The 24,885-nt window shown below is 58.7% G+C and carries 22 protein-coding genes and 6 pseudogenes; 3 read left to right on the forward strand and 25 right to left on the reverse strand.

The features are described 5' to 3' along the window. Positions 1-414 precede the first annotated feature (414 nt). The 13 genes and pseudogenes from QA643_RS27095 to QA643_RS27155 all read right to left on the reverse strand — a co-directional run bounded on the left by QA643_RS27095 (position 415) and on the right by QA643_RS27155 (position 8,193). Positions 415-771, reverse strand: a complete 357-nt coding sequence (locus tag QA643_RS27095; RefSeq protein ID WP_283028810.1) for a hypothetical protein — start codon at positions 769-771, stop codon at positions 415-417. 617 nt (positions 772-1,388) lie between these two features. Beyond that, a complete protein-coding gene (locus QA643_RS27100) occupies positions 1,389-1,619 on the reverse strand; it encodes a DUF6129 family protein (RefSeq protein WP_283028811.1) in 231 nt (76 codons plus the stop codon). 60 nt (positions 1,620-1,679) lie between these two features. Further along, a complete protein-coding gene (locus tag QA643_RS27105) occupies positions 1,680-2,039 on the reverse strand; it encodes a hypothetical protein (RefSeq protein WP_283034946.1) in 360 nt (119 codons plus the stop codon). A gap of 27 nt (positions 2,040-2,066) precedes the next feature. After that, a pseudogene (locus tag QA643_RS27110) lies at positions 2,067-2,294 on the reverse strand (nitrogen fixation protein NifZ); the annotation flags it as partial. Further along, positions 2,291-2,611, reverse strand: coding sequence for a nitrogen fixation protein NifZ (locus QA643_RS27115; RefSeq protein WP_283028812.1), 321 nt, complete (start codon positions 2,609-2,611; stop codon positions 2,291-2,293). The pseudogene QA643_RS27110 and the gene QA643_RS27115, both read right to left, overlap by 4 nt. A 400-nt stretch (positions 2,612-3,011) precedes the next feature. Further along, positions 3,012-3,236: a 4Fe-4S binding protein gene (locus tag QA643_RS27120; protein ID WP_283028813.1), complete on the reverse strand. Its 225-nt coding sequence runs from the start codon at positions 3,234-3,236 to the stop codon at positions 3,012-3,014. Between the two features lie 11 nt (positions 3,237-3,247). Continuing rightward, entirely contained in the window at positions 3,248-4,810 is a 1,563-nt protein-coding gene (gene nifB, locus QA643_RS27125) for a nitrogenase cofactor biosynthesis protein NifB (RefSeq protein WP_283028814.1), read from the reverse strand. A 244-nt stretch (positions 4,811-5,054) separates the two neighbouring features. Beyond that, on the reverse strand, positions 5,055-5,918 hold the full coding sequence (locus tag QA643_RS27130) for an SIR2 family protein (RefSeq protein ID WP_283028815.1): 864 nt from the start codon (positions 5,916-5,918) through the stop codon (positions 5,055-5,057). Continuing rightward, positions 5,915-6,139 carry a putative nitrogen fixation protein NifT gene (gene nifT, locus QA643_RS27135; RefSeq protein WP_283028816.1) on the reverse strand — a complete coding sequence of 75 codons (225 nt, stop codon included), beginning with the start codon at positions 6,137-6,139 and terminating at the stop codon, positions 5,915-5,917. Before nifT ends, QA643_RS27130 begins: the two co-directional genes overlap by 4 nt. Positions 6,140-6,143: 4 nt before the next feature. After that, on the reverse strand, positions 6,144-7,268 hold the full coding sequence (locus QA643_RS27140) for an aminotransferase class V-fold PLP-dependent enzyme (protein ID WP_283034947.1): 1,125 nt from the start codon (positions 7,266-7,268) through the stop codon (positions 6,144-6,146). A gap of 71 nt (positions 7,269-7,339) precedes the next feature. Then, entirely contained in the window at positions 7,340-7,630 is a 291-nt protein-coding gene (locus tag QA643_RS27145) for a NifU family protein (RefSeq protein ID WP_283028817.1), read from the reverse strand. Positions 7,631-7,649: 19 nt separating this feature from the next. Then, positions 7,650-7,970, reverse strand: coding sequence for an iron-sulfur cluster assembly accessory protein (locus QA643_RS27150; protein ID WP_283028818.1), 321 nt, complete (start codon positions 7,968-7,970; stop codon positions 7,650-7,652). Then, a complete protein-coding gene (locus QA643_RS27155; RefSeq protein WP_283028819.1) occupies positions 7,963-8,193 on the reverse strand; it encodes a hypothetical protein in 231 nt (76 codons plus the stop codon). The genes QA643_RS27150 and QA643_RS27155 overlap by 8 nt, the downstream gene beginning before the upstream one ends. Before the next feature lie 58 nt (positions 8,194-8,251). Between QA643_RS27155 and QA643_RS27160 the strand changes: the two genes are divergently transcribed. Beyond that, positions 8,252-8,842 (forward strand): hypothetical protein, encoded by a 591-nt coding sequence (locus QA643_RS27160; protein WP_283028820.1) that lies wholly within the window; start codon positions 8,252-8,254, stop codon positions 8,840-8,842. 467 nt (positions 8,843-9,309) lie between these two features. On the opposite strand, the gene fdxB is transcribed toward QA643_RS27160, so the two are convergent. The 10 genes and pseudogenes from fdxB to QA643_RS27215 form a co-directional block, all read right to left on the reverse strand. After that, positions 9,310-9,606, reverse strand: coding sequence for a ferredoxin III, nif-specific (gene fdxB, locus QA643_RS27165; RefSeq protein ID WP_283028821.1), 297 nt, complete (start codon positions 9,604-9,606; stop codon positions 9,310-9,312). A 17-nt stretch (positions 9,607-9,623) separates the two neighbouring features. Next, positions 9,624-9,815 (reverse strand): annotated as a pseudogene (locus QA643_RS27170) (CCE_0567 family metalloprotein); the annotation flags it as partial. 10 nt (positions 9,816-9,825) lie between these two features. Then, complete coding sequence (locus QA643_RS27175) at positions 9,826-10,299, reverse strand: NifX-associated nitrogen fixation protein (protein ID WP_283028822.1); 474 nt, start codon at positions 10,297-10,299, stop codon at positions 9,826-9,828. Positions 10,300-10,306: 7 nt separating this feature from the next. Beyond that, positions 10,307-10,702 (reverse strand): nitrogen fixation protein NifX, encoded by a 396-nt coding sequence (gene nifX, locus QA643_RS27180; protein ID WP_283028823.1) that lies wholly within the window; start codon positions 10,700-10,702, stop codon positions 10,307-10,309. Positions 10,703-10,754: 52 nt separating this feature from the next. Then, a pseudogene (gene nifN / locus QA643_RS27185) lies at positions 10,755-12,104 on the reverse strand (nitrogenase iron-molybdenum cofactor biosynthesis protein NifN); the annotation flags it as partial. A gap of 9 nt (positions 12,105-12,113) precedes the next feature. Further along, a complete protein-coding gene (gene nifE / locus QA643_RS27190; protein ID WP_283028824.1) occupies positions 12,114-13,787 on the reverse strand; it encodes a nitrogenase iron-molybdenum cofactor biosynthesis protein NifE in 1,674 nt (557 codons plus the stop codon). A gap of 106 nt (positions 13,788-13,893) precedes the next feature. After that, positions 13,894-15,453 (reverse strand): nitrogenase molybdenum-iron protein subunit beta, encoded by a 1,560-nt coding sequence (gene nifK, locus QA643_RS27195; RefSeq protein ID WP_283028825.1) that lies wholly within the window; start codon positions 15,451-15,453, stop codon positions 13,894-13,896. A 69-nt stretch (positions 15,454-15,522) separates the two neighbouring features. Next, positions 15,523-17,016, reverse strand: a complete 1,494-nt coding sequence (gene nifD / locus QA643_RS27200; protein WP_283028826.1) for a nitrogenase molybdenum-iron protein alpha chain — start codon at positions 17,014-17,016, stop codon at positions 15,523-15,525. 1,080 nt (positions 17,017-18,096) lie between these two features. After that, positions 18,097-18,291 carry a 4Fe-4S dicluster domain-containing protein gene (locus tag QA643_RS27210; RefSeq protein ID WP_283028828.1) on the reverse strand — a complete coding sequence of 65 codons (195 nt, stop codon included), beginning with the start codon at positions 18,289-18,291 and terminating at the stop codon, positions 18,097-18,099. 266 nt (positions 18,292-18,557) lie between these two features. Then, complete coding sequence (locus QA643_RS27215) at positions 18,558-18,848, reverse strand: hypothetical protein (RefSeq protein WP_283028829.1); 291 nt, start codon at positions 18,846-18,848, stop codon at positions 18,558-18,560. A gap of 287 nt (positions 18,849-19,135) precedes the next feature. On the opposite strand from QA643_RS27215, the pseudogene QA643_RS27220 reads away from it, so the two are divergent. After that, positions 19,136-20,184, forward strand: a pseudogene (locus QA643_RS27220) (IS630 family transposase). A gap of 1,968 nt (positions 20,185-22,152) precedes the next feature. Beyond that, positions 22,153-22,311 (forward strand): annotated as a pseudogene (locus QA643_RS27225) (transposase); the annotation flags it as partial. Between the two features lie 405 nt (positions 22,312-22,716). Here the strand turns inward: QA643_RS27225 and QA643_RS27230 are convergent. Both QA643_RS27230 and QA643_RS27235 read right to left on the reverse strand, forming a co-directional pair. After that, a pseudogene (locus QA643_RS27230) lies at positions 22,717-23,884 on the reverse strand (IS110 family transposase). A gap of 332 nt (positions 23,885-24,216) precedes the next feature. Then, entirely contained in the window at positions 24,217-24,807 is a 591-nt protein-coding gene (locus tag QA643_RS27235) for a DUF4337 domain-containing protein (RefSeq protein WP_283028830.1), read from the reverse strand. Between the last annotated feature and the right edge of the window lie 78 nt (positions 24,808-24,885).

Consider the following 24,885-nt stretch of genomic DNA (forward strand, 5'->3'; position numbering starts at 1 on the left):
TTCCGCCTTCCACCCTGGCCAAGCCTAAAGAAACTCGAGCCGCAGCCCCAAGAGCCCGATATGATGCTTCCGGTTCCGAGCACCTCGGTCGACCGGCGTGCCGTGGCCTGGAGCCGACACCCACGACCATTGGGCTTTCTCATTCCCTTTGCGCTGGAGTCACTTGCGGGCTTGCTGGACGTTGAGTGCAGGCATCCGAATTTGGCCTGCTCTTGCATTTCTGTGGAATGGCGATTTCGGCGCCCAGCCCCGCCATCAAGAGTGAGTGACGTGCCCTCAGAGACCTCAATCATTTTGCTACGCGGCAAGGCCGGGACTTTCGACATTAGATCCTCCTTTTGCCGGTTGATGGCGTCCCAGGGCACTAATAGATGCCTGCGCCCCCCATTCTGATGGACCCGTCCTTCATCGCGTTCACGATGAACTCGATGTGATTGGCGGTGAGATGGCGCTGAAACGGCAGCGCCACCGAGAGATGGCGATCTTCTCCGTGACGAGAAAAACGCCATGCCTATAGCCTAGGTGAAAATATTGACGCGGCAAATGCATCAGATAACAATAGGCGGCGGCCTCGACCTGTTCGATGCGCAGATCATCGAAAATGGCGTTGCGGCTAGAGCGCGTGAAGCGCGTCGCGCGATGGACGAAATAGAGAAACCAGGTCACCTCGGTCCTATCGCGCGCGACATAGGGCGGCTTGATGCCCTCGAATGATTCCCTATGGCCATTGTAGAGCTGCTTGATGAGCCGGCGCCACTTCCAGGATTTCAAGGCGCTTCAGCTGCGCAAAGCTCAACGCGTCTGAGAACTCGCTCATGCCGGCCTAATAAGGCGCTGCGCTGCTGACGGTAACGCAGGAGCATTTATCCAGATGCGCACGATCGCGAGCACGCCATCGGCATGTCGATATCATCGGCACCACTATGCTGCCCCGGCCAGAGGTTAGGACCAGAGGCTGGGCAAAGTCGAACACACCGATATCGCCAAAATGACCGACGAGTTGGCCGTTTTTTTCGATCCGATCGCCGTGATGAAATCCTCCAGTAGCATCAGCTGGTGGCGCTCGATCGCCCGCAGCTCCGAGCATGGCGCCAGATGGCTGTTGGGATTGCCGGCAACAATCGCCCGTGTGTTGGCCGTGCTACGCTCTTCGAGCTTCGCCGGAACCGATGCTCCCGGCAATAGTCGACGTCCGCAAATACCGCTTGCGCTCGCGAGACCAATGGCATGGCCATCTCGCAAAACGAATAGCTGAGGCGATCACCTCTCGCGCCGGATCCGCGGCGAACACTGCAGCCTTTCCCGGTGGAGAGCTCGGCGAAGGTAACATCGGGAGTGGAGATCGGAATGAATACGTCCGCGTCGAGATGCTTTGCGAGTGAGGGGGGTCATCGCGGAGTACTCCTTTCCGCCAGCACGATACCCGTCGCGCGCGCCGGATCGGCCGTGATCTGGACGCAATGAGCAGAGCCATCGATCAGATACAGGTCGAAGAGTGGATAACTCCGGAACGGCGGCTCGGTCATATCGGACGCGTCACAGCACGTGCAGGCGAGCTGAGGAAAGCGGCGCCGCAACTCGGCGAACCGGCTTGCATCGGCGTCCACTGTGGCAAGCATCCGTTCGATTTTCGATAAGTTCGTCGGTGCAGAGCTCCCATAATTAGTTCCAAAGCGGCGTTATTGCCAGAACACCTGCTCGGGATCTGTGTTCAACTCGTCGATCGCTGCGGTCAGCCGCCGGTGGATGCTGTGAAATTTCCAGAGCCCCAGCGCGTGATCTTTATGAAACAGCCTCCATGTCGCGCTCATCGTGTCATGATGGATCACCGCGACATCAATCAAGCCGCCGTCTCTATCGATATTACCTGAGCAGCAGAGACTCTCGATGAGATAGCCACTCCTTACCGGCTTCACATTCGGCGAGACATAACGATAGCGTTTGCGCGAGCTCAAGGCACGCTCGATCCGCTTGCGATCGAGCTCGTTGGGATGAGCGATCAAACCGCTTACTACCTTTCCCATCACCGCGGCGTTCATCGCGAAAAGTCCCCTCAAAGCAATGGCGATTTCTTCTTCAAGGCAACCGACGACCAGCCGCTCACCGCACTCTACAACATAGATCGGCAAGTTCGCTTCGGTTTGCATGCCGACCTTCACGATCTCGCCGATCCCCCCGGCGCCGACCAAGAGCCCTTTCAGCCGGCGCATCGGGAAAGAACCATCGTTAACGAGGTCAACCGCGGCTTTGACCCGCTGCCCCTATTGGTATTTCGGAAGACGCGACGCAATCATCGCGCGATCTCTTCCGGCAACGGCAGGTCGTCGGGGTCCTTGCGCGCGTCCAGCAGATCGAGCTCCTTGCGTTTCATGCCGACGCGATTGCCGCTTTCAAGAAACTCGACGCCATAGATGTAGAATTGCTGCAGGAATGTCCCGATGGAGACGACGTAACCCACCTCGCCTTTCTTGGCCAGGATGTCGCCGATCTCTTTGCCGAAATAGGTGCCATCGTTGCGAATGGTTCGATTGGCCCGCACCTTTTCGCCAAGGCTGAAGAACGGTGGGCCTCTTAGCTCGAGCACATCATTGTCGCGGACGATGTTGCTCATGAATCACTCCCTCGCGGACTTGCAGGCCAGACCGCCGCGCGCGCCTTCTACAGCATTAGTGTTTTCATCTTTGAGACCTGCCAACTCGATACTCGCCATGCGGGTCGCCGATTCCTGGCGGACCCGCCAATCAGAGTCGCACTGCAGATCGGTTAGGGATCCGCCTATGGCCGCTGCGCGATCTCGAGCCGCGCGGAGGGGTCGGGCGTTGTTCGCCATGGTGAGCATAGTCATAGGAGGCAACCGGGTGCCGGCGCCGGCTCAAAACTGATATCGGCGGACAATCCCGAACAAACCGGCGGCTTTAACGGGGCAGGTAGAAATTGACTCAGTGCGCAGCCCACAATTCATGAACTTTTCCTCAGGCGGCGTCAGCGTGGAATTCACGAGCCTTTCTCCCTTATGCCCGCACCTGATAGCGCGGCAATGAAGGATCGAGCACACAGGTATTCTCGACCGGACAGACCGCCACGCATTGCGGCTCGTCGAAATGGCCGATGCATTCGGTGCATTTCTTAGGGTCAATCACGAACGTTCCGCCCTTTTCTGAGATTGCAACATTCGGGCATTCGAGCTCGCAAGCCGAGCAGCTCGTGCATTGCGACGCGACAATTTTGAACGGCATCGATATCTCCCTTACGCGGCCGAAATCAGCGCGCCCTGGCGGATTGACGCGTTGCCTCGTTCGAGATGCTGGATCTCACCGCTTTGCACCTTCTCGAGATATGACTTGAACCAAGCGATCGCTGATTTCTCGATGAACTCGTGCGCGTATTGATCAATCGGCTCGATGCCGACCTTGATCAGCTCGCTCTTTGGGCACCCGCCGATCTTGGCCACGAACACAGCGTGGCAGTCATTGATGGCGCGGATGATAGTCGCAAGGCTGCCCTCCTCGCTATAACCACCCTGGCAATAGGGATCGGCGCGACGGTGGCCGACGAATTTGGCACCCGATGTCGAGAGTTCGTACACCTGGAACTCCTTGGCGTGCCCAAAATGCTCGTTGATCAGGCCCGAGCCCTTGCTTGCAACGGCAACCAGAAGACGGACGTCGCTCGTCGCGCCCGCTAGGTCAGCCAGTTTCTCCTGCTTGGCCGCGACCTTCGCCATGCGTTCCTCCTCGACCTTAGCCTGATAGGCTTTGCGCCTCTCGAGATCGTAACTGACATCCATCGCCATGATCTTCTCCGTACTGAACTCTGCGCCGCGATTATCCCCAAGCAGGCCGACAGCGTCGGCACGACACTGGCGGCAATGGCGCATCATGTTCATCTCGCCTTCGCAAGCGTCCTGCAGCGCCTTCAATTCATGCGCTGTCGGGGCCCGCTGGCCCTTGAGACCGAACGCGGTGCCGTGCGCGGGCGCGGAGATCAGCGGCAAGATGTTGTGCAGGAACGCGCCGCGCGACTTCACGGCCCTGTTAACACCGACCAGGTGCTGGTCGTTGATGCCCGGAATCATGACCGAATTGATCTTGCACAGGATGCCCCGCTCCGTGAGCATCTCGAGGCTTTGCAGCTGTCGATCGTTCAGAATCTTTGCGCCTTCGATACCGGTGTGGCGCTTGTGGCTATAGAAAATCCACGGATAAATCTTGGCGCCTATTTCGGGATCGATCATGTTGATAGTTATGGTCACGTGGTCGATGTTCAAGCGGGCGATGGTGTCAATGTGATCGGGCAAGGCCAGCCCGTTGGTCGACAGACACAGCTTGATGTCCGGCGCGGCTTTGGCGACCAGCTCGAACGTCCTGAATGTTTTTTCCGGATTGGCCAGTGGATCGCCGGGGCCGGCAATGCCAAGCACGGTCATCTGCGGAATGGTGGAAGCAACGGCGAGCACTTTCTTCGCCGCCTGCTCAGGGGTGAGCTTCTCGCTCACGACGCCCGGGCGCGATTCGTTGGCGCAGTCATATTTACGATTGCAGTAATTGCACTGGATATTGCACGCCGGCGCGACCGCGACATGCATGCGGGCATAATGGTGGTGAGCCTCTTCGCTGTAACACGGATGGTTCTTCACCTTTTCCCAGATCGAGATCGGCAGGTCGCCTTGGCGGTGCTGTGATCCACAGCTCGTCTTGCCCTTGCCGCCCGAGCTGCAGCAGCCCTTGTGCTCGGTATGGGCTTGCATGATCGCGCCGACGTCAGCGCCGCCGCCCAACGAGCTTGCTTTATTACATTCAGACACATTCATTTGCCATTCTCAGTGCAGGCGGAAACTTCGAGTAAGACTTAGCAACTCGCGTGCCATTAACGATGCCTCGGGGATTTCTGCCCGATATCAGCATCTTAGCGATCCTGTTGCATGCGAGAGGACTCTTCTAGTTTGTTGCGAACGTGACAGAAGGGGCGGCGCCGACACGGGTATATGATCAGGGGCGTCAAACGACCTCGCGTCTTACAGCGCGCAAGCTCCGCTGAAAGGAGGCAAGGTCCCCTCAGGCAGAGATCAAGATTTCGACCGCGCGTGGAAGCGAAATTCCGAGCGGCGTCATGCGCTGCTCGGCCAGGAAGCGCAGCTCGTTGCGCGAGAGCGCGTCCGGCTCCACGATTGCGTAATGGCCATTGGCTGAGCGCTTGCTGATCTGCCGCGCATAGATGCGTAACAGCTGGTCGTTGAACTGACAGCCGATAAAAAGAAAGCTCCGTCCGGTCCGCCGCTGCTTGACGATTTCGGGAATTGGCGTCTGGATGTCGATCTCGGTCAGCACTTCGACATAATCTGCGTCAGAGACCAGGAAGTTCTCTGCGGGCAGCGCCCCGCCGTGCGGCTTGTAGAGGACTGTCCTCCAACTGCCAGCCGCTGCGCGATCGACCTCTTTGCCTTCTGCATCATAGAAGCGATACCAGCGGTCTTCGCCGAGGCGTGCGCGGGTGATGCCCTGCACCTCGCCCCAACCCCCATGTTTTTGAAGGGCCGCGCGCATCGCGCCGTCATACCAAGCATCGACGACGACAGGCAGGGACAGTGAGGCGAGATGATAGTGCAGCGGCGTCGGCTCGACCGGTGCGGCAAAGGCCTGCGCCATCAATGCCGTCACGGTGGATCGATGCTTATTGCTCTCGATGTACTGTGCGGACGCCCAGGGATTGCCCTTGGCCCGGCGCGGCAGCGCGACCTTACTGGCGAAAAAGGCAGCCAGTGCCTCAGGTGTCATCGGCACATCCGGCTTGGACAACTCGGCGACGCCAGGTCCGAGATAGGGAACGATGCCGCCGGCGCGCAGCCTGGCAGCGACGTCAGTGAGAATAGCCTCAGCATCGGCCGCGTTTACAAAATCGATTTGCCGGATCGCGCTCATCGCTCATCCGCGTTGTCGCCACGCTTCCTGGCATTGATGGTGATCGGCAACGGCGTGTCGCTCGCCATGTTGGGCAGATCGAGCACCCAGCCATTGGCTATTCTGATCCAACCACCCCACAGCGTCTCATGCTCGGATTCCACGATCGGCTCTTCAAGATCCTTTTTCGGCATGTAAATCGACAGGCCAGCCTCCGGAGAGCGGCGGATCATGACCTTCATGAAATCAACTCCGTGAATCGGATGGATCGCCGGTGGGATTGGCATGCTCCCGCGACATGGCGCGCAGGCGAGCTACGATGTCGGACAGAGTGCGGACGACCAGATCTATCTCTTCGACAGTAGTTTCATGCGACAGCGAAAAGCGCACCGCGCCGCGTAGGCTTCTCGCCGGCACGTTCATGGCGCGCAACACACGAGATGGCTGCATTGAGCCGGAGCTGCACGCTGATCCGAGCGAAACGGCAATGCCAGCGCGATTAAGATGATGGAGGATCGCTTCGCCTTCGAGATGCTCGAAGGCAATATTGGTTGTGTTCGGCAGCCGGCTGCTGACATCGCCGAGGACTATGCAGTGGCCGTTCTGCAACATCGCTTGCTCCAAGCGATCGCGCAACGCACCAATGCGAACGCGCCCCGACTCCAGGCGCTCTGCCGCAAGCTTCGCAGCCTTACCAAAACCGACGATGCCGGGAACGTTCTCGGTTCCGCCGCGGCGCTGTCGTTCCTGTGCTCCGCCCCAGATCAACGGCCTGAATTTTGTGCCTTTGCGCAAATACAGCGCGCCAATTCCCTTGGGTCCGTGCAGCTTGTGCGCGGACAGCGACAGCATGTCGATATCACTGATCTTCAAGTCGATCGGCACCCTGCCTACGGCCTGCACCGCATCGGTGTGAAATAGCGCGCCGGACGCGTGCGCCATCCTGGCGAGAGCTTCTACCGGAAAAATGGTTCCGGTCTCGTTGTTAGCCCACATGACCGACGCTACCGCCGTGCGTGGTCCAAGCGCCCAGCGAAAAGCCTCAACATCAAGCCGGCCACGCGAATCCACTGGGACCAGATGGGTTTTGACACGCCTGGTCGCCAACTGTTCGACCAACGCCAGGATCGCCTGGTGCTCGACGGAGGTGGTGACGATCTCGTCCCGTCCCTTTTGGGTCACAAGCGCGGAGAGAATGGCGGCGTTATTGGATTCGGTTCCGCCAGAGGTGAAGACGATCTCATGATCGTAGGCAACCCCTAACAAGGCCTTCAGGCTGCGGCGCGCCTCAATCACAGCGTCCGCGACCTTGTTCCCGAAGGCATGAGTGGAGGAGGCATTGCCGAACTGCTCGCTGAAGAACGGCAACATGGCTTCGACAACGCATGGATCTGTCCGTGTTGTCGCATTGTTGTCGAGATAAACCGACACAAGCGCCTCGTTCAATGCCGCGCTTTGGTGGCGCCAGCGATGGGGATCAGGCGAACGAATTCGCCGAGCCTTTCGACAAGCTGCGCCTGAATACGTTCCAGCGTAAAGTTTGAAAGCTTGCAGAACACACAGGCACCGGTCAGCTTGACTATGATTTTGCTTCCGGCGATCTCGACCAGCTGACAATCGCCGCCGTCGCGCTGCAGATTGGGGCGGATCTCCTCGATCGCAGCGTGAATGATTTGCTCCCGATCGCTCTCAGTCTCCGGGCGTTGCTTCCGTTGTTTGGGCTCGTCCAACATGCTTCGAGCTCTCTCTTCATCAGCCGAAGGATTTGCCGCAGGAGCAGCTCGACCTTGAGTTCGGATTTTCGAAGGTGAAGCCAGAGCCCTCCAGCGCCACCACAAAATCGACGGTCGTGCCGGCGAGTTGCTCGTGGCTGTTGTTGTCGACGAACAGTTTGACCCCGTCGTGCTCGATCACGGTGTCGTCAGGCTTCGGCTCGTCGGCCAAGCCCATCATGTATTTAAATCCGGCGCAGCCGCCGGCCTCAACCGTGATGCGCAGGCCGCTCGCCGGCTGTGCCGACGTTGAAATCGCGTGCTTGACCGCATTCACTGCGTTATTCGTCATCTTAATCATAACTCACACTTGCTTTGCCCACGTCGGTTGCATTCGAATTGGCAAGTTGCATGCCAGCGCTCACGCGGTTGAAAACGCTCATCTTTTCGAGTCGCGCCTGTTGGCTTTGTGACGCGTGTCGGGTTTCTGACATGGGTCTTTGCGGATTGCCGCGCGCTTGCGCGTTTTTTCTCATGGTTTCCGCCAATGATGCGTAGCGCACGCAGCGGCAAACAACTTGCATTGCGTGTCTCGCCGGCCGAGGTGTCCGGCGATTGTCTTAGATCGAGGAACTATTTTGCATGGCTGCAATTGAGAACACCGCGCTCGGCCGGTTGGAGAAGGAGGCGCGCTTACTCAACGCCGTATTCAAGGGCGCGACCACCAGACCGGGCCGGTTCGGCTTTCGCGGCGATATCGCACTTAAATTTCACGCCCAGGTCGCGGACGAGAAACGGCCGCCCGACTATTCGATCGAGCAGGTACTGACGATCGCCCAGGAAGGTGCAAACACCATTCCAGCCTTAGTAGGCTACCTGCACTCCTTCGCCTATCTCGCCGATGTTGCTAGGGTTTTTGACGGCGCGCTAAGTCCTGATGGCAGCTACTTCATTTTCTGCAACAACATAGACCTGTTGGCGAAATACCGAATTAAGCTCGGCGATATCACCTTCCACGTGCTGCCGTGTGATCAATCCACCGTCTGGAAGGAGATGATGTACTTGGTCGGCCTCGACAAGAACGATATCAAGAGGCTCGATGCAGGTGGCAGGCTCGATTGCCTGCTCGAGGCTGCCCAGAATGTCGGCGCGTCGTTTGACGATATCTCTTACGAAGACGGGCTGAAGAGGATGGAGCCCGTGAAGAACCGCAACGCGAACCGGCCGGTCTGAGCGCGGCTTCAGCTTTGGCCCGACGCATCGTCCTCGAGGAGCCGCACGCCGGTGAAAGCAGATGTCCCCGTCCAACACGTCAATGCATGCGCGGAAGCCCACGACCCTTGCTCAGGGCCCCCTCAGACTATCTTTTCGTATCTTGCAGCCGACGGACCGCTGCCTGCTACACGGCCTTGCGCCGGCAAGCTTCCGTCTTTGCGTGCTGACCAGGCACTGTTGCGGGCTCTTGGATCAGTGCGCTAAGGGTAGTATGCGCACCATATGGGGGTTAACCGCGTGCGACGGTGGTCAAGACACACTGGTCTGCGAAGAAGGCGCGCGAACATTGGATTGAGTGATCCTCCCTCCCTTCGTGGAGGGTGGGGCGCGGGGCCTCATCCGTAAGCGCAGCACATGGAAAGTCCCCTCCCCGGTGTTGGGTGTCGATCTCGCTTCCCTCCGTGGAGAGGTAGATAAAAGCCTCGCTAAGCCGCTTCCGCCGAGGCGGGCGCGTGAGTTTGGCAGTCGGTCGGACAGACTCGGGCACAGGCACCACAGCCGACGCAGGCGCCCTGGTCATCCATCACCATAACCTTCTTCTCGATCTCATCGTCGTCATCATCGAAATCGACAAGATCGCCCTCCTCGGTGATCCCTTTCAATGTCATTACGTTCCGACCGCAGACTTTGAAGCAGCGGCCACAGCCGATGCAGTGGTTGGCATCGATCGAGATCAGGTAATCCGGCGTCCAGTTGCGACCATCGCGCGTTTCAAATGACATTCTTGGTTCCCTTCTTTTTCCAGCGCCTTCAGATCCTCGCGCTTCCGCTCGAGTTCGGCAAAGGCATCGTGCGCCTTCTGCGCCACCGCCATAATCGAAGTCCAGTTGACGGGCAATTCCTCGGAAAGGTCGTGCAGATCCATCTTGGCCTGCGTGGCCTTAGCCGACAGCTTTTTCATTTCTGCTTTCAGCGTCTCAAGATCGCTCATGAGCTGCTCCTCAATAGTTTGCCAGGGAGGGAAATTTCCGGATCATGTTGATGCCGCTTCTGACATATTTGCCACCCGCGGCAGCCAGCTTTGACAGATCGTCGAAGCCGAAGCGATGCACATCGCGCAGCTGCTTGTTTATTACGATCAGCCGGCCTCCGATCAGTACCATGCGGCCAAAGCCTTCATGGTGCATCTTCAGCATCGGCTGAATCATGACACCCGTCGCCTTCTCGATCGACAGCGCAACTGCATCGAAGAACAGCTCCAGTCGCCAGATCGTATCCGGATCGGGATCGCCGACGACCGGCAACGCGCGCCGCTTCTCTTTGTCGAGTATGTAGGGATCGAGCAGATCGAGATCGCTCTTGCCATCCCAGGTGCCATACATATCCTGAGCGCGCCAGATCTTGACCAGCTCTTTGACGAACGGCGCATCGAGAGCGACGCTCTTTGCTTGCAGTATTTCTACTGTCGCGGTCATGTCGTCCTCATTTTTCGAAATCGAACGTGCGCTCCTGGCCCTTTGCCAGCGCCTTGCGCAGCCAGGGAGGCGGCGTACCCTTCAGCACGCTCTGCAGTTTTTCGAGTAGCGCCAGGATGTTCTCGGGCTTATTCACCTTGATCGGATGTACTTTGTTTGCCACCACCCGCGCAGCGGCGGATCCGCCGATGGCAACGACGTAGAGGATGGCGCAATCCTTGATCGCCTCGAGCTTGGGCGCAAGCTTGTCCTCGTTGCCGTCTTCCTTGAGATCTCCGTCGAATTGGAACGCTTTCAGAAATACGTGCCCATCTGGCCCAACGTCATAGATGGCAATGTTCTTGGCCCAGCCGAAATGCGCATCGACGCGCTTGAAGTCCTGGGTAGCGAATGCGACTTTCATGCGATGACCTCTCTGTTGGGCCAATAAAGCTGCGGAGGCCAGACCTGCAGGCTGGCGTCGGTGATCGCCAGGTATCCGGCGTCGGCTGGTGATTTTCCTCGCGGTCAGCGACGATGAGATTGGCGATATCGAAGATCAGATCTCGCGTGCCGCGATAACCGACGCATAGCTGGTGCCCAGCGCCTATTCGATCGAACATCGGAAATCCCGCGCGATAGAACGGAATGTTTAGCCGTGCGGCGGCCTGTCGGCCATGCGAATGGGTGATCAGAAGATCGCATGCGCACGCCTTGGCGAGTTCCTCCAGATCTTCGAGATCGCCGATCAGCACCTCCTTCGCCTTAACGCGCTGCAGTACCGGCGACTGCGTCGTCGTCACGGCCGCGGTGACCTGCGCGCCCATCTCGTGCAGCATGCTGGAGATATCGAACAACAGATCGGGCTCCGCCCCGATCGCGAGCCTCCGGCCGGCAATGTGGAAATGCGCATCCAGCATGGCGTCGGCGAGTTGGCCCCGCTGCCGGCGGTATTTTGATGGTATTGGGCGCCCGCTGATGTCGCTCAGGAACGCCATGAATTGATCGTTGGGGATAAGTCCACATAGCCGCTCGAACAGACGGAACGGCACTCCGGCCTTAGCCTTCATGGTTTCCGCAGCCCGTCGCATCTGCGCACCGATGGCAATGGTCCAGCCGGCCAGGCCCATGCTCGCCACTTCATCCACCCCGATGCCGCCGATGGTCATTGGTGTGAACTCGTTGGGGATATGCCCGTCCAGCGATCCCGCTAGATCAGGCAGGAAGGATGGCTTCAGGCCAAAATCCTCCAGAATGGTCCTGAGTTCGTCTAGATCTCCCGGCGTCAAGTGACATCCGGGTAGGACATTCACCCGCGCGCGATCGCGCTTAGCCTCGGCCGGCGGCGCCTCCACTAGCACCTCGACCATGCGCGCTACCGTCTTTTCCCAGCCGTCCTGGAATGCATCCTTGAAATCCGGCGTCGAGACATAGACCAGAGGAAACTTGGCGAGCTGAGGATGTCTCTCGCGGACCAGCTTGATGTAGGCGTCAACATCATCGCCGTTGGTTTCGGTCACCCCGGTCGAGCAGATTCCGATAATCTCCGGGTTCGTCCGATTGTAGATGTTGAGTATAGACTGCTCGACATTTTCATAGCCGCCGAGCACGATTGCCACCTCACTCATCGCAGTGCTCTGCAGCGGCACCGCCTCTTTGAAATGCCGGACGAACAGCGTCAGCCCGAAGGATGTGCAGCCTTGAGCGCCGTGCAGAATCGGCATCGCACCACGGAGCCCTAAGAAGGCGAATGCGCCGCCGATCGGCTGACTCATCTTCAGCGGATTGACCGCACAGGCCTTCTTCGGCGTGGTGACGATGGCCATGACGCCGTCCTATTCCGCGGCCTGCTGCATGGCAGGCGGCAAAGAGAGCGGCATGGCCACCAGGATGTCTTCGATCCGCCTCTTGCAGCAGCCACCGACCGCGTCGGTGTGCTGTCTGACCGCCTCGACGCTGGTCAGGCCATGCGAACGGATCGCATCCTCGATCGTCCCGAGATCGACTGCCTTGCACAGGCAGATCTTCTTCGCCCGGCGTGTCGTCTCGGCGAGTGCGTGATCGGCAGCGATCTCGCCGGCTTGTGTGTGCGTCTGCGCAATGGCCTTGAGCTGCCAATGATTGGCTGTATCGTCCCACGGCGCCGAGCGGCGCAGTTGCTCCCACATCGGATTGAACAGCGCTTTATCGATCTCCTCGACCAGTTTCACCATCCCGACGTAGCCCAGGTAGGCGTGATAGCGCTCCTGGTTGATGTCGAGCCAAGGCATCGCCGCCTTGAGCGCGACAAATTGCGACTTTCCACCCGAGAGCATGATATCCGCTTTCGCGTCCTTCATTATCTTGTACATTTCACGCGGCCTCATGTCCTCGATTATGTGGGCGTCCTGGCCCATCAGCTCCTTGATCCGTTCCTTATCCTCCTTGGTGGATTTCTTGACGCTGGTGCCGATCAGCTTGAGCCCCGCCTCCTGCAGCGCCGCCACAACGGACCAGGATTTGACACCGCCGGTGATCAGCAACGCCCGCTTCCCCGCAAGGCGAAGCTTATAGGGTTCGATCGCGCCCCAGGCCCGCGCCTCCTCGCGCGCGATCACCGCCTCCGTGCGCTCGATCAAATCTTCCGGAGCGCCGCGTTCGACCAAAAGTCGCGCAATCTCGCGCAGTGAACCGCTAGAGTCCTGGATTCCGTAAAACGAGCCTTCGAAGAACGGGATGCCGTAACGCTCCTCCATCTTGCGCGCAACATTGATCATCGCTTTCGAACACACCATCATGGCAGCGCGTGCCCGGTGCGACGAGGCGACTTCGCGATATTTGCCGTCCCCCGAGATGCAGGAGAGGATGCGGATGCCAAGCTCGTCGAACAGAGGCTTGATCTGCCAAAGCTCGCCCGACAGATTGTATTCACCGATCAGGTTGATGTCGTAAGGCGTGGTGTAGTCCGGCTCTTCGGTGCCGATGACGTGCTCAAGCAAGGCTTCGCCGGCAAGCTTGCAGCCCAGGTTTTTCGGACCTACGAAGCCGGGCGAATTGACCGGAATAACCGGCTTGCCGAACTCCTGCGAAGCCGCCTTGCAGACCACGTTGATATCGTCGCCGATCATGGCCGGAATGCAGGTCTGATAGACGAAGATCGCCGGCGGATTGTACTTCTCTAAGATCTCCCTGATTGCCTTGTAAAGCCGCTTCTCGCCGCCAAACACGATATCAGTTTCGTTCATGTCAGTGGTGAATCCCGTGCGCCAGATGCTCGCACCGGATGAAGCTGCGCCGCGGTTGTCCCAAGAATTACCCTCACAGGCGATCGGGCCGTGCACCAGATGGGCAACATCGGTAAAAGGCTGCAGCGCGATCTTGGCACCGTCGAAGGCGCAGCCGCCCGCGGCAGCGCCCGGCTGCAGCTGCTTTGTGCAGCCCTTCTTGCGCTCGGCCTCCAGCTTGTTGGCGTTCTTTGCGCAGCCCGGCTCGTTGAAGACATCCTGAATGGTAGCCGAAAGCGAACTCATGTCTATTCCCAGAATGGAGGTTTTCGTGCGCAGCTACGCCCTTCATTCGCCGGGCCCCATCGCCTGGTGAGGGTTTCGTTCTACGGCGACGGGGGTGCCGCCGTTATCAACGAATGATGTCGAAGCTGTAGTCGGTCTTGCCGGCAACGTTGGTCTTCTTGTCCATCTCGTCGAAAATCTTATCGAGAATCTTCACCAGCACGTTCATGCCGCCCTGATAGCCCCATACTGGATAGCGGTGATGGTGATGCCGGTCAAAAATCGGGAAGCCGATTCGGATCAGCGGCGTGCCAGTATCGCGCTCCAGATACTTGCCGTAGGTGTTTCCGATCAGGAAATCGACCGGTTCAGTGAACAGCAACGAGCGCATGTGCCAGAGGTCTCGCCCCGGATAGGCATGGCAGTTCTGCCCAAACGACGAGCCCGCAAACAGCGCCTGGATTTTCTCCTCCCAGGCCTTGTTGCCGTTGGTGGCGAGCACATGGGTCGGTTCCGCGCCGAGTTCGAGCAGGAAGCCAGCTAGCCCATAGCAGAGATCTGGATCGCCATAGATTGCGAATTTCTTGCCATGGATATGCGTGCTCGAATCAGCCATTGCGTCGACCAGGCGGCCGCGCTCTCGCGCCAGTTGCTCCGGGATATCCTTGCCGCTGATGCGCGACAACGCCATCAGGAACTCATCTGTTGCGGACACGCCAACCGGATGGTTGAAAGCCACGACCTCGTGGCCATGATCGGCGATGAACGGGAGTGTCTTTTCCGTGCACCACTGCTGCATCGAGATTGTCGCCTTGGCGTGAACCGCGTTCGCGGCGTCTTCCAGCGTAGTGCCGCCGTCATACATCCGGAACTCGCCGTCGTTCGGCGTATCGAAGACATCGGAATTGTCCGCGAGAATGGTGTAATGGATGCCCATCAGTTCGAAGATGCGCTTGATTTCGCGGAGATTGCCGACGGTATAGCCGTCAAAGCCGCCGATGAAGTTGATCTTCTCGTTGGGTGCACGCTCAACTTTGGGCACTGTTCCGGCCTTGCCGTCCCAGAAATGCTCCAGGATACCCTTGAGCGCATTGTCATAACCGGTAACGTGGCTGCCCACAAAGGCTGGCGTGTGCGCGAACGGCACGTCGAACTCCGCCGGAACCGAGCCTTTTTCCTTGGATGTTTTGATGAAGGCGTTGAGGTCGTCACCGATCACCTCTGCCATGCAGGTGGTGGAGACGGCGATCATCCTGGGCTTGTACATGTTGTAGCTGTTGGCGAGGCCGTCGATCATGTTGTTCAGGCCGCCGAATACCGCAGCATCTTCCGTCATCGACGAAGAGACGCAGGAGCTCGGCTCCTTGAAGTGCCGCGACAGATGGCTGCGGTAATAGGCCACGCAGCCCTGCGAGCCGTGTACGAAGGGCAGCGTGCCCTCGAAGCCAACGGAGGCGAACACCGCGCCGAGCGGCTGGCAGGCCTTGGCCGGGTTCACAGTCAGCGATTCGCGCGCAAAGTTCTTTTCGCGATATTCGGGCGTCTTCGCCCATTCGCGGATGCGTTCGACCTCCGCAGGATCGCGGGCGTTTTCGAACATCTTTTTCTTATTGACCAGCATCTGCTGGTATTCCGAACCGCGGAAAAGCTCGAAGTGATCGAGCACGTGTTCTGCATTCTGCGCCATGGAGTCCCTTTCGAAAAATTAGTGATCAATGTCAGGTCCGGCTATCACGCGGAGAGCCGGACAGGCAGGTCATTCCGCAGCCAGAAGCTTCGGCTTGGCTACGTCCTTCCAAGGCGCCTTGGTGTTCTTCCAGATCGGTGAGTTGATGGCCATGTCCATGTCGCGCGCGAAGATCGCAAACCCATCATAGCCGTGATACGGACCCGAATAGTCCCAGGAGTGCATCTGCCGGAACGGCACACCCATCTTCTGGAACACGTATTTTTCCTTGATGCCGGAGCCGACCAGGTCGGGCTGCATCTTCTCGACGAACTGCTCGAATTCATATCCGGTGACGTCGTCATAGATCAGCGTGCCGTCTTTCACATAATGCTGGGCGGTGCGCTGATAGTCGTCATTGTGGCCGAACTCGTAGCCGGTGCCCACCACCTCCATGCCGAGGTCCTCATAAGCACCGATCACATGACGCGGACGAAGACCACCGACGAACAGCATGACGGTCTTGCCTTCCAAGCGCGGGCGATATTTTGCGATGACCGCGTCTACCAGCGGCTGATATTTTGCAATCACCCGCTCGGCGCCCTCCTTGATGTTGTCATCGAAATAGCCGGCGATTTTGCGCAGCGATTCCGCGATCTTAGAGGGCCCGAAGAAGTTATATTCGCACCACGGAATGCCATACTTCTCCTCCATGTGGCGCGAGATGTAGTTCATCGACCGATAGCAGTGCAGCACATTGAGCTTCGCCTTCGGCGTTGCCTCGAGCTCGGCCAGAGAGCCGTCGCCGGACCACTGCGCGATCACGCGCAGGCCCATTTCCTCGAGTAGGATCCGGGACGACCAGGCGTCACCGCCAATATTATAGTCCCCGATGATCGCGACATCGTAGGGCGTCGACTCAAATTTCGACTTGCCGTCGGGCGTGCTCTTGTCGAATACCCAGTCCCGCACAGCGTCGTTCGCAATGTGATGCCCGAGCGATTGCGACACACCACGAAACCCCTCACATCGGACCGGTACGATAGTCTTACCGCCATATTCCTTTGACTTCACCCTGGACACCGCCTCGATATCGTCGCCGATCAGACCGATCGGGCACTCCGATTGGATGGTGATGCCGTTGTTGAGCGGGAACAGCTCCTGGATCTCGTCGATGATCTTGGCTAGCTTCTTGTCGCCCCCGAACACGATGTCCTTTTCCTGGAAATCGGAGGTGAACTGCAGCGTCACGAAGGTATCGATGCCCGTTGTGCCGACGTAATAGTTGCGCCGCGAGCCCCACGAGTACTGGCCGCAGCCGACCGGACCATGGCTGATGTGGATCATGTCTTTGATCGGTCCCCAGACCACGCCCTTCGAGCCCGCATAAGCGCAGCCACGGATCGTCATCACGCCGGGGATGGATTTTAGGTTGGACTTGACCCCACAATCGGACCTGCCTTCCTCATGCACATTGAGGTGCTTGGCGCGCCTCTTCGCGGTCTTCTCGGGATAGACCTTCAGCACTTCCTCAATAAGCTTCTTATTGCGGGCTTTGACACTCTCCGTCCTGGCGAGACTCATGCTGATATCCTTCGAAGGTTTCCTGTTGCGATGACGGCTCTAGGGCAAGGGTTTTGCAACGAACGTGCCACCAGGCCTGAGCGCAAAAATCAGCACATTTGGAAGTAGATAGCGCTTGCGCGCGGCGATATGGCTGTTGTCCCAAACCCGACATCTGAGATGTCTAAAGACGTTCTCGTTTGTTCCTGTTCAAAACAAAACATCGGCGCAGCCCACATGTGGCTTTGCACGCGCCTTTTCCGACGCAGTGCCGCGGAACAGTGCGGTACGCGCCGGGTCTGCCCGAAGCAGCACTCGACCGGACGACCAGTCCCAGGGCTGCGTGAGTCAGGTCCGGCTCACCACCACAATTTCGTGGCATGATGGCCGATTGGTGCTCACCTTTATCGGCGACGGCGATGCGCACATTGTGCGTGCCCTCGTCGCCATCCTGATCAATTCCTTCTGTAAGGTGGTGGTTAACGGAGACCGAATCGACACGGCGGCGACGATGATCTTGCGCTGCTCTGATGGCTCTCCGCCGACTCGTCCCCCTTTCGTACGCCCCCTCACGCAAGGGGCTTTCTCTTAGGCCTTGAGAACTTCCCGATCGATCTCATCGAGTCCGAAGATAGGGTCTTCTTCGGCTTCCGCGCCGAGTGCGAAGAGAGGTCCTGGCAGTCGATCTCTGGTAGTTGACGCGCGCAGCGGTCGGCTCGGGTCATGGCCAGCCCGCAAAGGCCTCCAGACAGCACTCGAGAATCCAGGAGGGCTCGTTCTTCTTTGCCAGATGATGCGGACGGTGTTTCCGATGGCCCCTTGGACGGCTTGTCAGACTCGATAAGCGTCTCGAATCCATATCGATATTCGTAGACGGTCGATCGGACGACGCTGGCCCACCGTCTCGCGTAAAGCCGGCGTTCAATCCTCCGCCCGAAGGAATACAGTAAGGATTTCCAATACGGCTACTGCGTGCCAGCTTTGCCGCATAGCCCCTCCACTTACCCTACCGACGCTCGGGGCCCGGCCACTAGGCCAATCGGGCCCCCGATCAGGAAGGCTGAAGTGTCAATCGTGGCGCGAACTCATCCGATGCCGCCTCTATGCCGGCACGCAGGTGTCGGATATCGGACAGACGGCAGCGCATTGCGGCGTGTCGAAATGCTCATCGCATTCGGTGCACTTCTTCGCATCGATCATGTACGTGTCGTTCATGAGCGTGATTGCGGCATTGGGACATTCGAACTCACATGCGCCACAGACGGTGCACTGGGAGGCGATAATCTTGTAAGCCATCACTGCATTCCTTATACAGGCGAACCGGACGGCTTCTTCCCTTTCAAGTCGCGTGCCAAGCCGCCGGATGCTGATCTATCTTGAAGATTTTCCGTTTCGCGATGTTGCCGGTACGGCGGCATGTCGCGACTCTGACAGTCAGCGTCTCAGCACGAAGCGCAGCGCCCTTCGGAAAGCATCATCCTTCACCGTCACTCACAGGATCTTTGGCGGCCTGTTCAGCATGGGCGCGACTAAGGTCGTGTTCACGACCAATTTCGACACCGTCATCGAGCGCGCCGTGGCGGGAGGTTACCGGCAACAGCCTTGCCGCGTTTAATCTGGAAGGCAGCTACGCCGCAAAGCGGGCGCTGAATAGAGGCCTTCCCAATTTCAAGCTGCCCGGTGACGTTCGCTACACGAGCATCAAAAATCTCACGGACGACCTGAAAACACAGAATGCCGAAATGGGCGATTGCCTTGTAACCGCCTGCAATCGGTTCGGCATAATCGTGGCAGGCCACAGCGGTCGGGATGAATGCGTGATGCAGCTCCTTCACCTTTTTCTCGAGGACCACAATCCATTTCCTACATGGCCTTTACTGGAGGATGCTTAAGGGACGAACGCCGCTTCGAGCCGTAACGGCGTTTGGAAGTGGCTCGCGCCAAGAGCGTCCGCGCCGAACTCATTGAGATCGACACCTTCGATGCGCTGATCACGGATCTGGAAGCAATTCCTCGACAGGAAAAAAGAGCTAATCGAGAAGATCGACCGGACCGGCTCTCAAGCCATTTCCATTCCGGGCAAGCGAGCGGGCACTAGTACCCGCTTTTCTTGGAACGTGAGTCGTGATTCAAGGTCGGGATGATACCCGAAGCAAGAGAAGTCCACCTTTCGAGGAAAGATCGCAAGGTGCTTGAGGCGTGTTGTCGCTCACCGATGACATTGCAGCGCGATTTGAAGCGGGCGCGGATAGTCCTGTTGGCGGCGGACGGGCGCAGCACCCGGTCGATCGCCAAGGAAGTTGGGGTCCAGCCGCGGATTGTCAGCCTTTGGCGGCATCGCTATGCCGACCAAGGCCTTGAAGGGCTGCCGGCAAGCAGCCTATCTATACGAAGACGACCGACAAGCGGATTCTGAAGCTGCTGGATAAGCCGCCCCCGCAAGGATTTGCGCGCTGGACCGGCCCTCTGCTGGCCGAAGCGCTCGGCGATGTTGACGTCCAATATGTCTGGCGGTTCCTGCGCAGCCACAAGATTGACCTCGCGGCTCGCAAGTCCTGGTGTGAGAGCAATGACCCGAACTTTACGGCCAAAGCCGCCGATGTCGTTGGTCTTTACGTCGCCCCGCCGGCGAAGGCGATTGTGCTCTGCGTGGACGAGAAGCCCTCGATCCAGGCTTTGGAGCGAGCGCAGGGCTATCTGAAGTTGCCCAATGGCCGCGCCTTGACCGGCCAGAGCCACGATTACAAGCGGCATGGCACCACAACATTGTTTGCCGCGCTCGAAGTCGCCACCGGAAAGATCATCGCTACGCATTCCAAACGCCGTCGCCGTGTCGAGTTTCTCGATTTCATGAACAGCCTCACCGCGGCCTTTCCGGGCCGAAAGCTTCACGTCATCCTCGACAACCTCAACACCCACAAGAAGAATGAGAACTGGCTCAAGGCCCACCCCAACGTGCAATTCCATTTCACGCCGACAAGTGCGTCCTGGCTCAACCAAGTCGAGGTATGGTTCTCAATCTTGCAGGGGCAATCGCTCAGCGGCACCTCCTTCACAAGCCTCAAGCAGCTTCAGGAACACATCGATGCCTACGTCAACGCCTACAACGACAAAGCCGAGCCCTTCGTCTGGACCAAGCAAAAGGTCCGTCAACGCCGTTTCAAAGGCCGCCGTATCACTCAGCTCTGATTCCGGGTACTAGCGATCCCATTCTCCGCTCAAATGCGCTTCCGTTGATAGAACTGCCTGACACCTGTTTTGAGCTCAAATTTACCGCTCAAGGACTGGGATGATATTCATGCCGCGGAAAAGTTGGCCCGCAATCAGAGTATCGCGACAAAAGCCCCCTCGATTTTGGCCTAGGGCGGCGAGCAGGCCCTGCGGCGAGGAAATGATCTCACCTCGCTGTCGCCATACTCTATCATGGACCGCCTCCGCGCGAACAATCTGCCCCTCAAAGGCTTGATCGAGCGAGCGATAGGCCTTTAGGTAAACGACTGTTGAGGCGGGATTGGCGCGGCGGATCGGTTCTCATTCTCGATCGGGAACATCGCAATCCGGAGCTGGCACGCGGCATTTCTCAATGTGTCGGCGGAAGTCTGCACGGCCGGATCGAGTACTGATCTCCCCGGTGAGCGCGGAACGATCCCAAACCGAACAAGTGTGGTGGGCTGAGGCGGTCAACTCGCGCGTCAGATTTTCTTCAGGTCCATCTTCCGACTACACGCTTGCCCTTCACTCACCCTTCTCACCATCAGTCTTGGTAGAGGGACTTCCTCCTCCAAGCTGTCGTATGCTCGGCACGCGAAAAAAAGGCCGCTTGAATGAACAAGCGGCCCAAGTCTAGGGAGGAAACGCCCAAGGAGGGCAGCGATAGCGCATGGCGCCACCGCACTGCAACAATATGCATTGGCAGTGCACAAAGCAAGAGGCTGACTTACAAGTCGACGTCGGAGTACACCTCTTCCTAGCTGTGCTCACAACCATTCGGGCAATTCCGAGCAGATTCGAGGCCCGGAGCCTGCGTTGAGCAAGCGCTTGGCATTGATGTTGGAAAAAGTGGCTCCTTTAGTCTGGTTGCGAAACGGCGCCTGTGAGCGCTGGTTAAAAGCACTACAAACCTTATGCCTGCCGTCACGCTGACAATGACATCTCACAAGAGATAATTCGCGCACTTGATCGAAAAAGCAAAAATCCAGCCGATGTGAGAAAGCGCTTCCTTAACCCGAAAGTTGGGACATGTTTATGCGGAATCCTTAGAGGGGCTTGAATCGCACGTAACGTCAGGCTGTACGATCTTCCTAGCAAGATCGGCGCTCCCGAGCGTTTGGCAAGACGCAAGCGGCTCGCAAATCGAGATATCCAGATGACGCTATTCCTCATCCTGCTTTCAAACTGCTTGTTTGCTTTGTGGCGTGTCGCGCCGCGCTCGCAGGGCGTTCTCGTAGGCAGCGTGAACGCTATCGTCCGCACACGCCTTATGTTCAGACAGGTTCCTGCCCCGAAGGACGCCCCATTCAGTTCCCCCGGCGGCGGTCATTCTATGAACCTTGGGAATAGGAGCTGCTGTTTTCCCGTTGAGGCACGTTACCGGCGCGGCTCTATAGAGTCTATCTATGCTTGAACTATCGAACCGGCGCGGTCTTGAATGTCCGTAATCACAACGACGAGACGGGGCTCAGCCAGGACTGGCGGACAGGCTGTTCTGCTCTGGTCCAAAGTGCCTCGTGCCGTGCGACTCTCGCCAGCAAAATCGACTGCATTCGAAAATCTCGCAACGGCGAGCGACCCGCGCCGCTGATAAGACTCATCATTGATGAAAGCGGGGCCTCCGATCATCGAGCCGTTGCGGCATGCTGTTTGCCTTCCATGGCGCGCCGAACACGGCCCGATTGCATCCAGGGCTTCGAACCAGTCCGATCGCCGCAGTTTGGGTCCTCACTTGTGGAGCGATTGAGCGAATTGGGCGAGATTGCTACACCCCGTTGCGCTCATTCGGCGTTGGTCCGCTGCTTGCAAGGGGACTATCGGTCGCGACTTCTCATGCGCCGAGACCGTAATTCAGGAGTTTAACGCGCTCGCAATTGCGTGCTTGGCTAACGCAGGGGCTGCAAGTGACGCTTAAGTCTTTGGCGCTCAATGAGCGTTACGTTAGCCCGAAAGCGGATCGAGGAGCCGTTCGGCTGGATCAAGACGATCAGCGGGCTGCGCAAGACCCGTCATCGAGGCCGAGGCTTGGTGGAGTGGTTCTTTGTATTGACCGCGACCGCCTATAACCTCGTTCGCATCCCCAAAATTCTTGCAGCGACGGGATGAATCCGTCTGGAGCATCGAAAATGACGAAAAACGGCAATCCGGCGTGCGACGCCGTTACTCATCAACCGTTGCCTCGTCGAGCACATGGAGAAATTCGCTCCCTTAATCAGCTTTTTCAGCAGCCTGCTCTCATGTTTGCTGTCAAGCGACTCGATCAAGCGGAGCCGCTTCCGGCTGAGCGCCCGGACGCTGGACTTCGAAGTGCCCACGGTAGGAGGCAGGGCCAAAGACGACGGTTGATCAAGCTCTCATGCGCGGGTTGGCTACCGCATGACCGTGGTTTCGTCTTGGGGCTGCCTCGGTCTAGGGGGCGAGCGTCGGCAATGCCGGCTCATAACAGGCCACGAGGATTCCCCACCGCGCCCTACCCCTGCCCTGGGCACCGATATGGTCGAGCAGCGCTCTTCAGGCGGCCGGCCCGGTTTGTACTTGACGGGTGATCGCCCACAGGAAGCCGACCATCTCGCGTGCAATGGCGGTGGTGACGATCACCTTGGGTTTGCCGGCCGCCGACAAGCGGCGATAGCGGGCGCACAGCCTGACCTGGGCCTTCCAGGCGATATCGCGGATAGCTTGAGGCAGGCGCTCGTTACGGTCATGGAGCTTGCGACTGACGCGGGCTTGCATGCGATAGGTCCATGCCCCTCGATCAGAGCGCGCCTGGCCAGAGCGTTGCCAGCCTTGGTGATACCGCCGCGTCGGATGTGGCGCCACTCGAATGCTCCGACGGCACGCGGCCGAGAAAGGCCATCAACTGGCGGGGATTGTCGAAGCGGGAGAAGTCGCCGACTGCCGCGCGGCAATCAGGATGACAGTGCTTCCCACCCAGATTGTCGCGCTATACGCCGACCTCGGCAACCACGGTCACGCAACGATGAAGGCGACGCCGCGCATCGCCTGCACGGCCTCAACGAATGGCGTCATCGACCATTGTGGCGCCAGCTCTTCGATCCGCTTGGTCAAGCAGTCCACACGGGCCTCCGCGTCGGTCACGGCATGAATGTAGTCCTGCAGAACGATTTGGCTCGCCGGGTGATCGAAGCGCACCGTGGTGAGCCAGCGACGATAAGCCAGAGTCCACCCCTTCTTCCCGGCATAGATGCGCCCATGCCGCAGCAGGAAGCCTTGGAGATGTTGCCGCGCCTTGCCGAGCACACGCATCGCGGTGGCGCGGGCTCTCACCAAGTCGCGCATGGCCTCATGCGCCGCATCCGGAACCCACACTGCTGTCAGCTCGCCGCTCCGGTGCAGCTTAGCCAGCATCGCCGCATCGCGCCGGTCGGTTTTTACCCGATCCCCAGCCTTCATCGGGATCAGCGAGGGGGCCACCACGATGCAATTGTGCCCAGGCCCGTCAGTTGTCGATGCAGGCCATATCCGCAGGGGCCGGCTTCGTAGCAAAAACTTACCTGCCGGTCACCCTTGCCAAGCTTCTTCGCCAGTTTGGCGATTTGGTCAGCGCGATTAGGGATGATCCCCAAGTTACGAACTTCCCCGCCGCGCATCCCTTCGGCCACCGCAACCGAAATCGTCGCCTGTGCACATCCAGCCCCACGAAAATGCTATCGTTCATCAGGCCCGCTCCCCATGCTTGAGGCTCGGCGCCGGACCATCCGGCGCAACCCTCGATAGGAGCTTGCCGCGGGACGGGCCGCCCGTCACCTCAGAGGGCGAACATAGGGTCTAGCTCTTTCGCAAAAGCGCGTGGAATAATCTTAGCCGCCGATTCCGGCTCACGTTCGACTCTCGATTGGCGTTCCGGCAGGCCGGAGCCCCCCTGACCCCCATGGAGACGTTTTTGGCAAACACTCGCCCGCCGGTACTTCTACTATCCGCAATCGATGTATCCCGCGGTATGAGTCTGTCCTGCGTGGGGACCACAGTGGACCAACGTGCGGAGCGTTCTCAGTGCAGACGCAGGATGTGCGGCCACCAGACGCCGAGCGCCGTCACCCCGATTCCGACAAGCGTCAGCAGGCCGCTCACATAAAAGAGCGCAAGCATGCCAGTTATGATGGTCGTCGAGGCCAGCACGATTCCGATCTGGAACGCCGCCGAGGCCAGCTCGAAATGGTAATACTTTGCCGCAGCCTTGTCGCGCTCGTGCTCGGCATGTTTGGCTCTTGCGGAGAGCTGCGCGGTGCCTTCGCCGGTTTCCGGCTCCGAGGCATAGCGTGCGGCGCTCTTCTCCCAGTCCTCGATCTGCTTCTGCATGGCAGCCTTGATCGCCACATCCGTTTCCGAGCGCTGGATGAGCTTGGTCAGCTCGGCCGCGGTCTGCACCACGGTGCCTCGGATCTTCTTGGCCTGGAAGAACTCCCAGTCACTGGCAGCATTGATGTGCTCATGGTTCGCTTCGGTGTGCGCGCTCTTGCCGAGTGTCTCCGAGATTGCAAGGAACAGCGCCAGCACGGCGATCAGCAGTGCGATCTTCTTGTTCTCGCCAGCAGCGTGCTCGGCATGCTCCGCATGCTTCATGCTTTCATGTGCGCTCATGATTCCCTCTTTCCTCGAGACACCGCGACTAGCCGAAACCGCTGAGTGTGCGCAAGGCAACAGTTTGTGACGGGAATG

The organism is Bradyrhizobium sp. CB3481 (assembly GCF_029714305.1).
Lineage (GTDB): Bacteria > Pseudomonadota > Alphaproteobacteria > Rhizobiales > Xanthobacteraceae > Bradyrhizobium.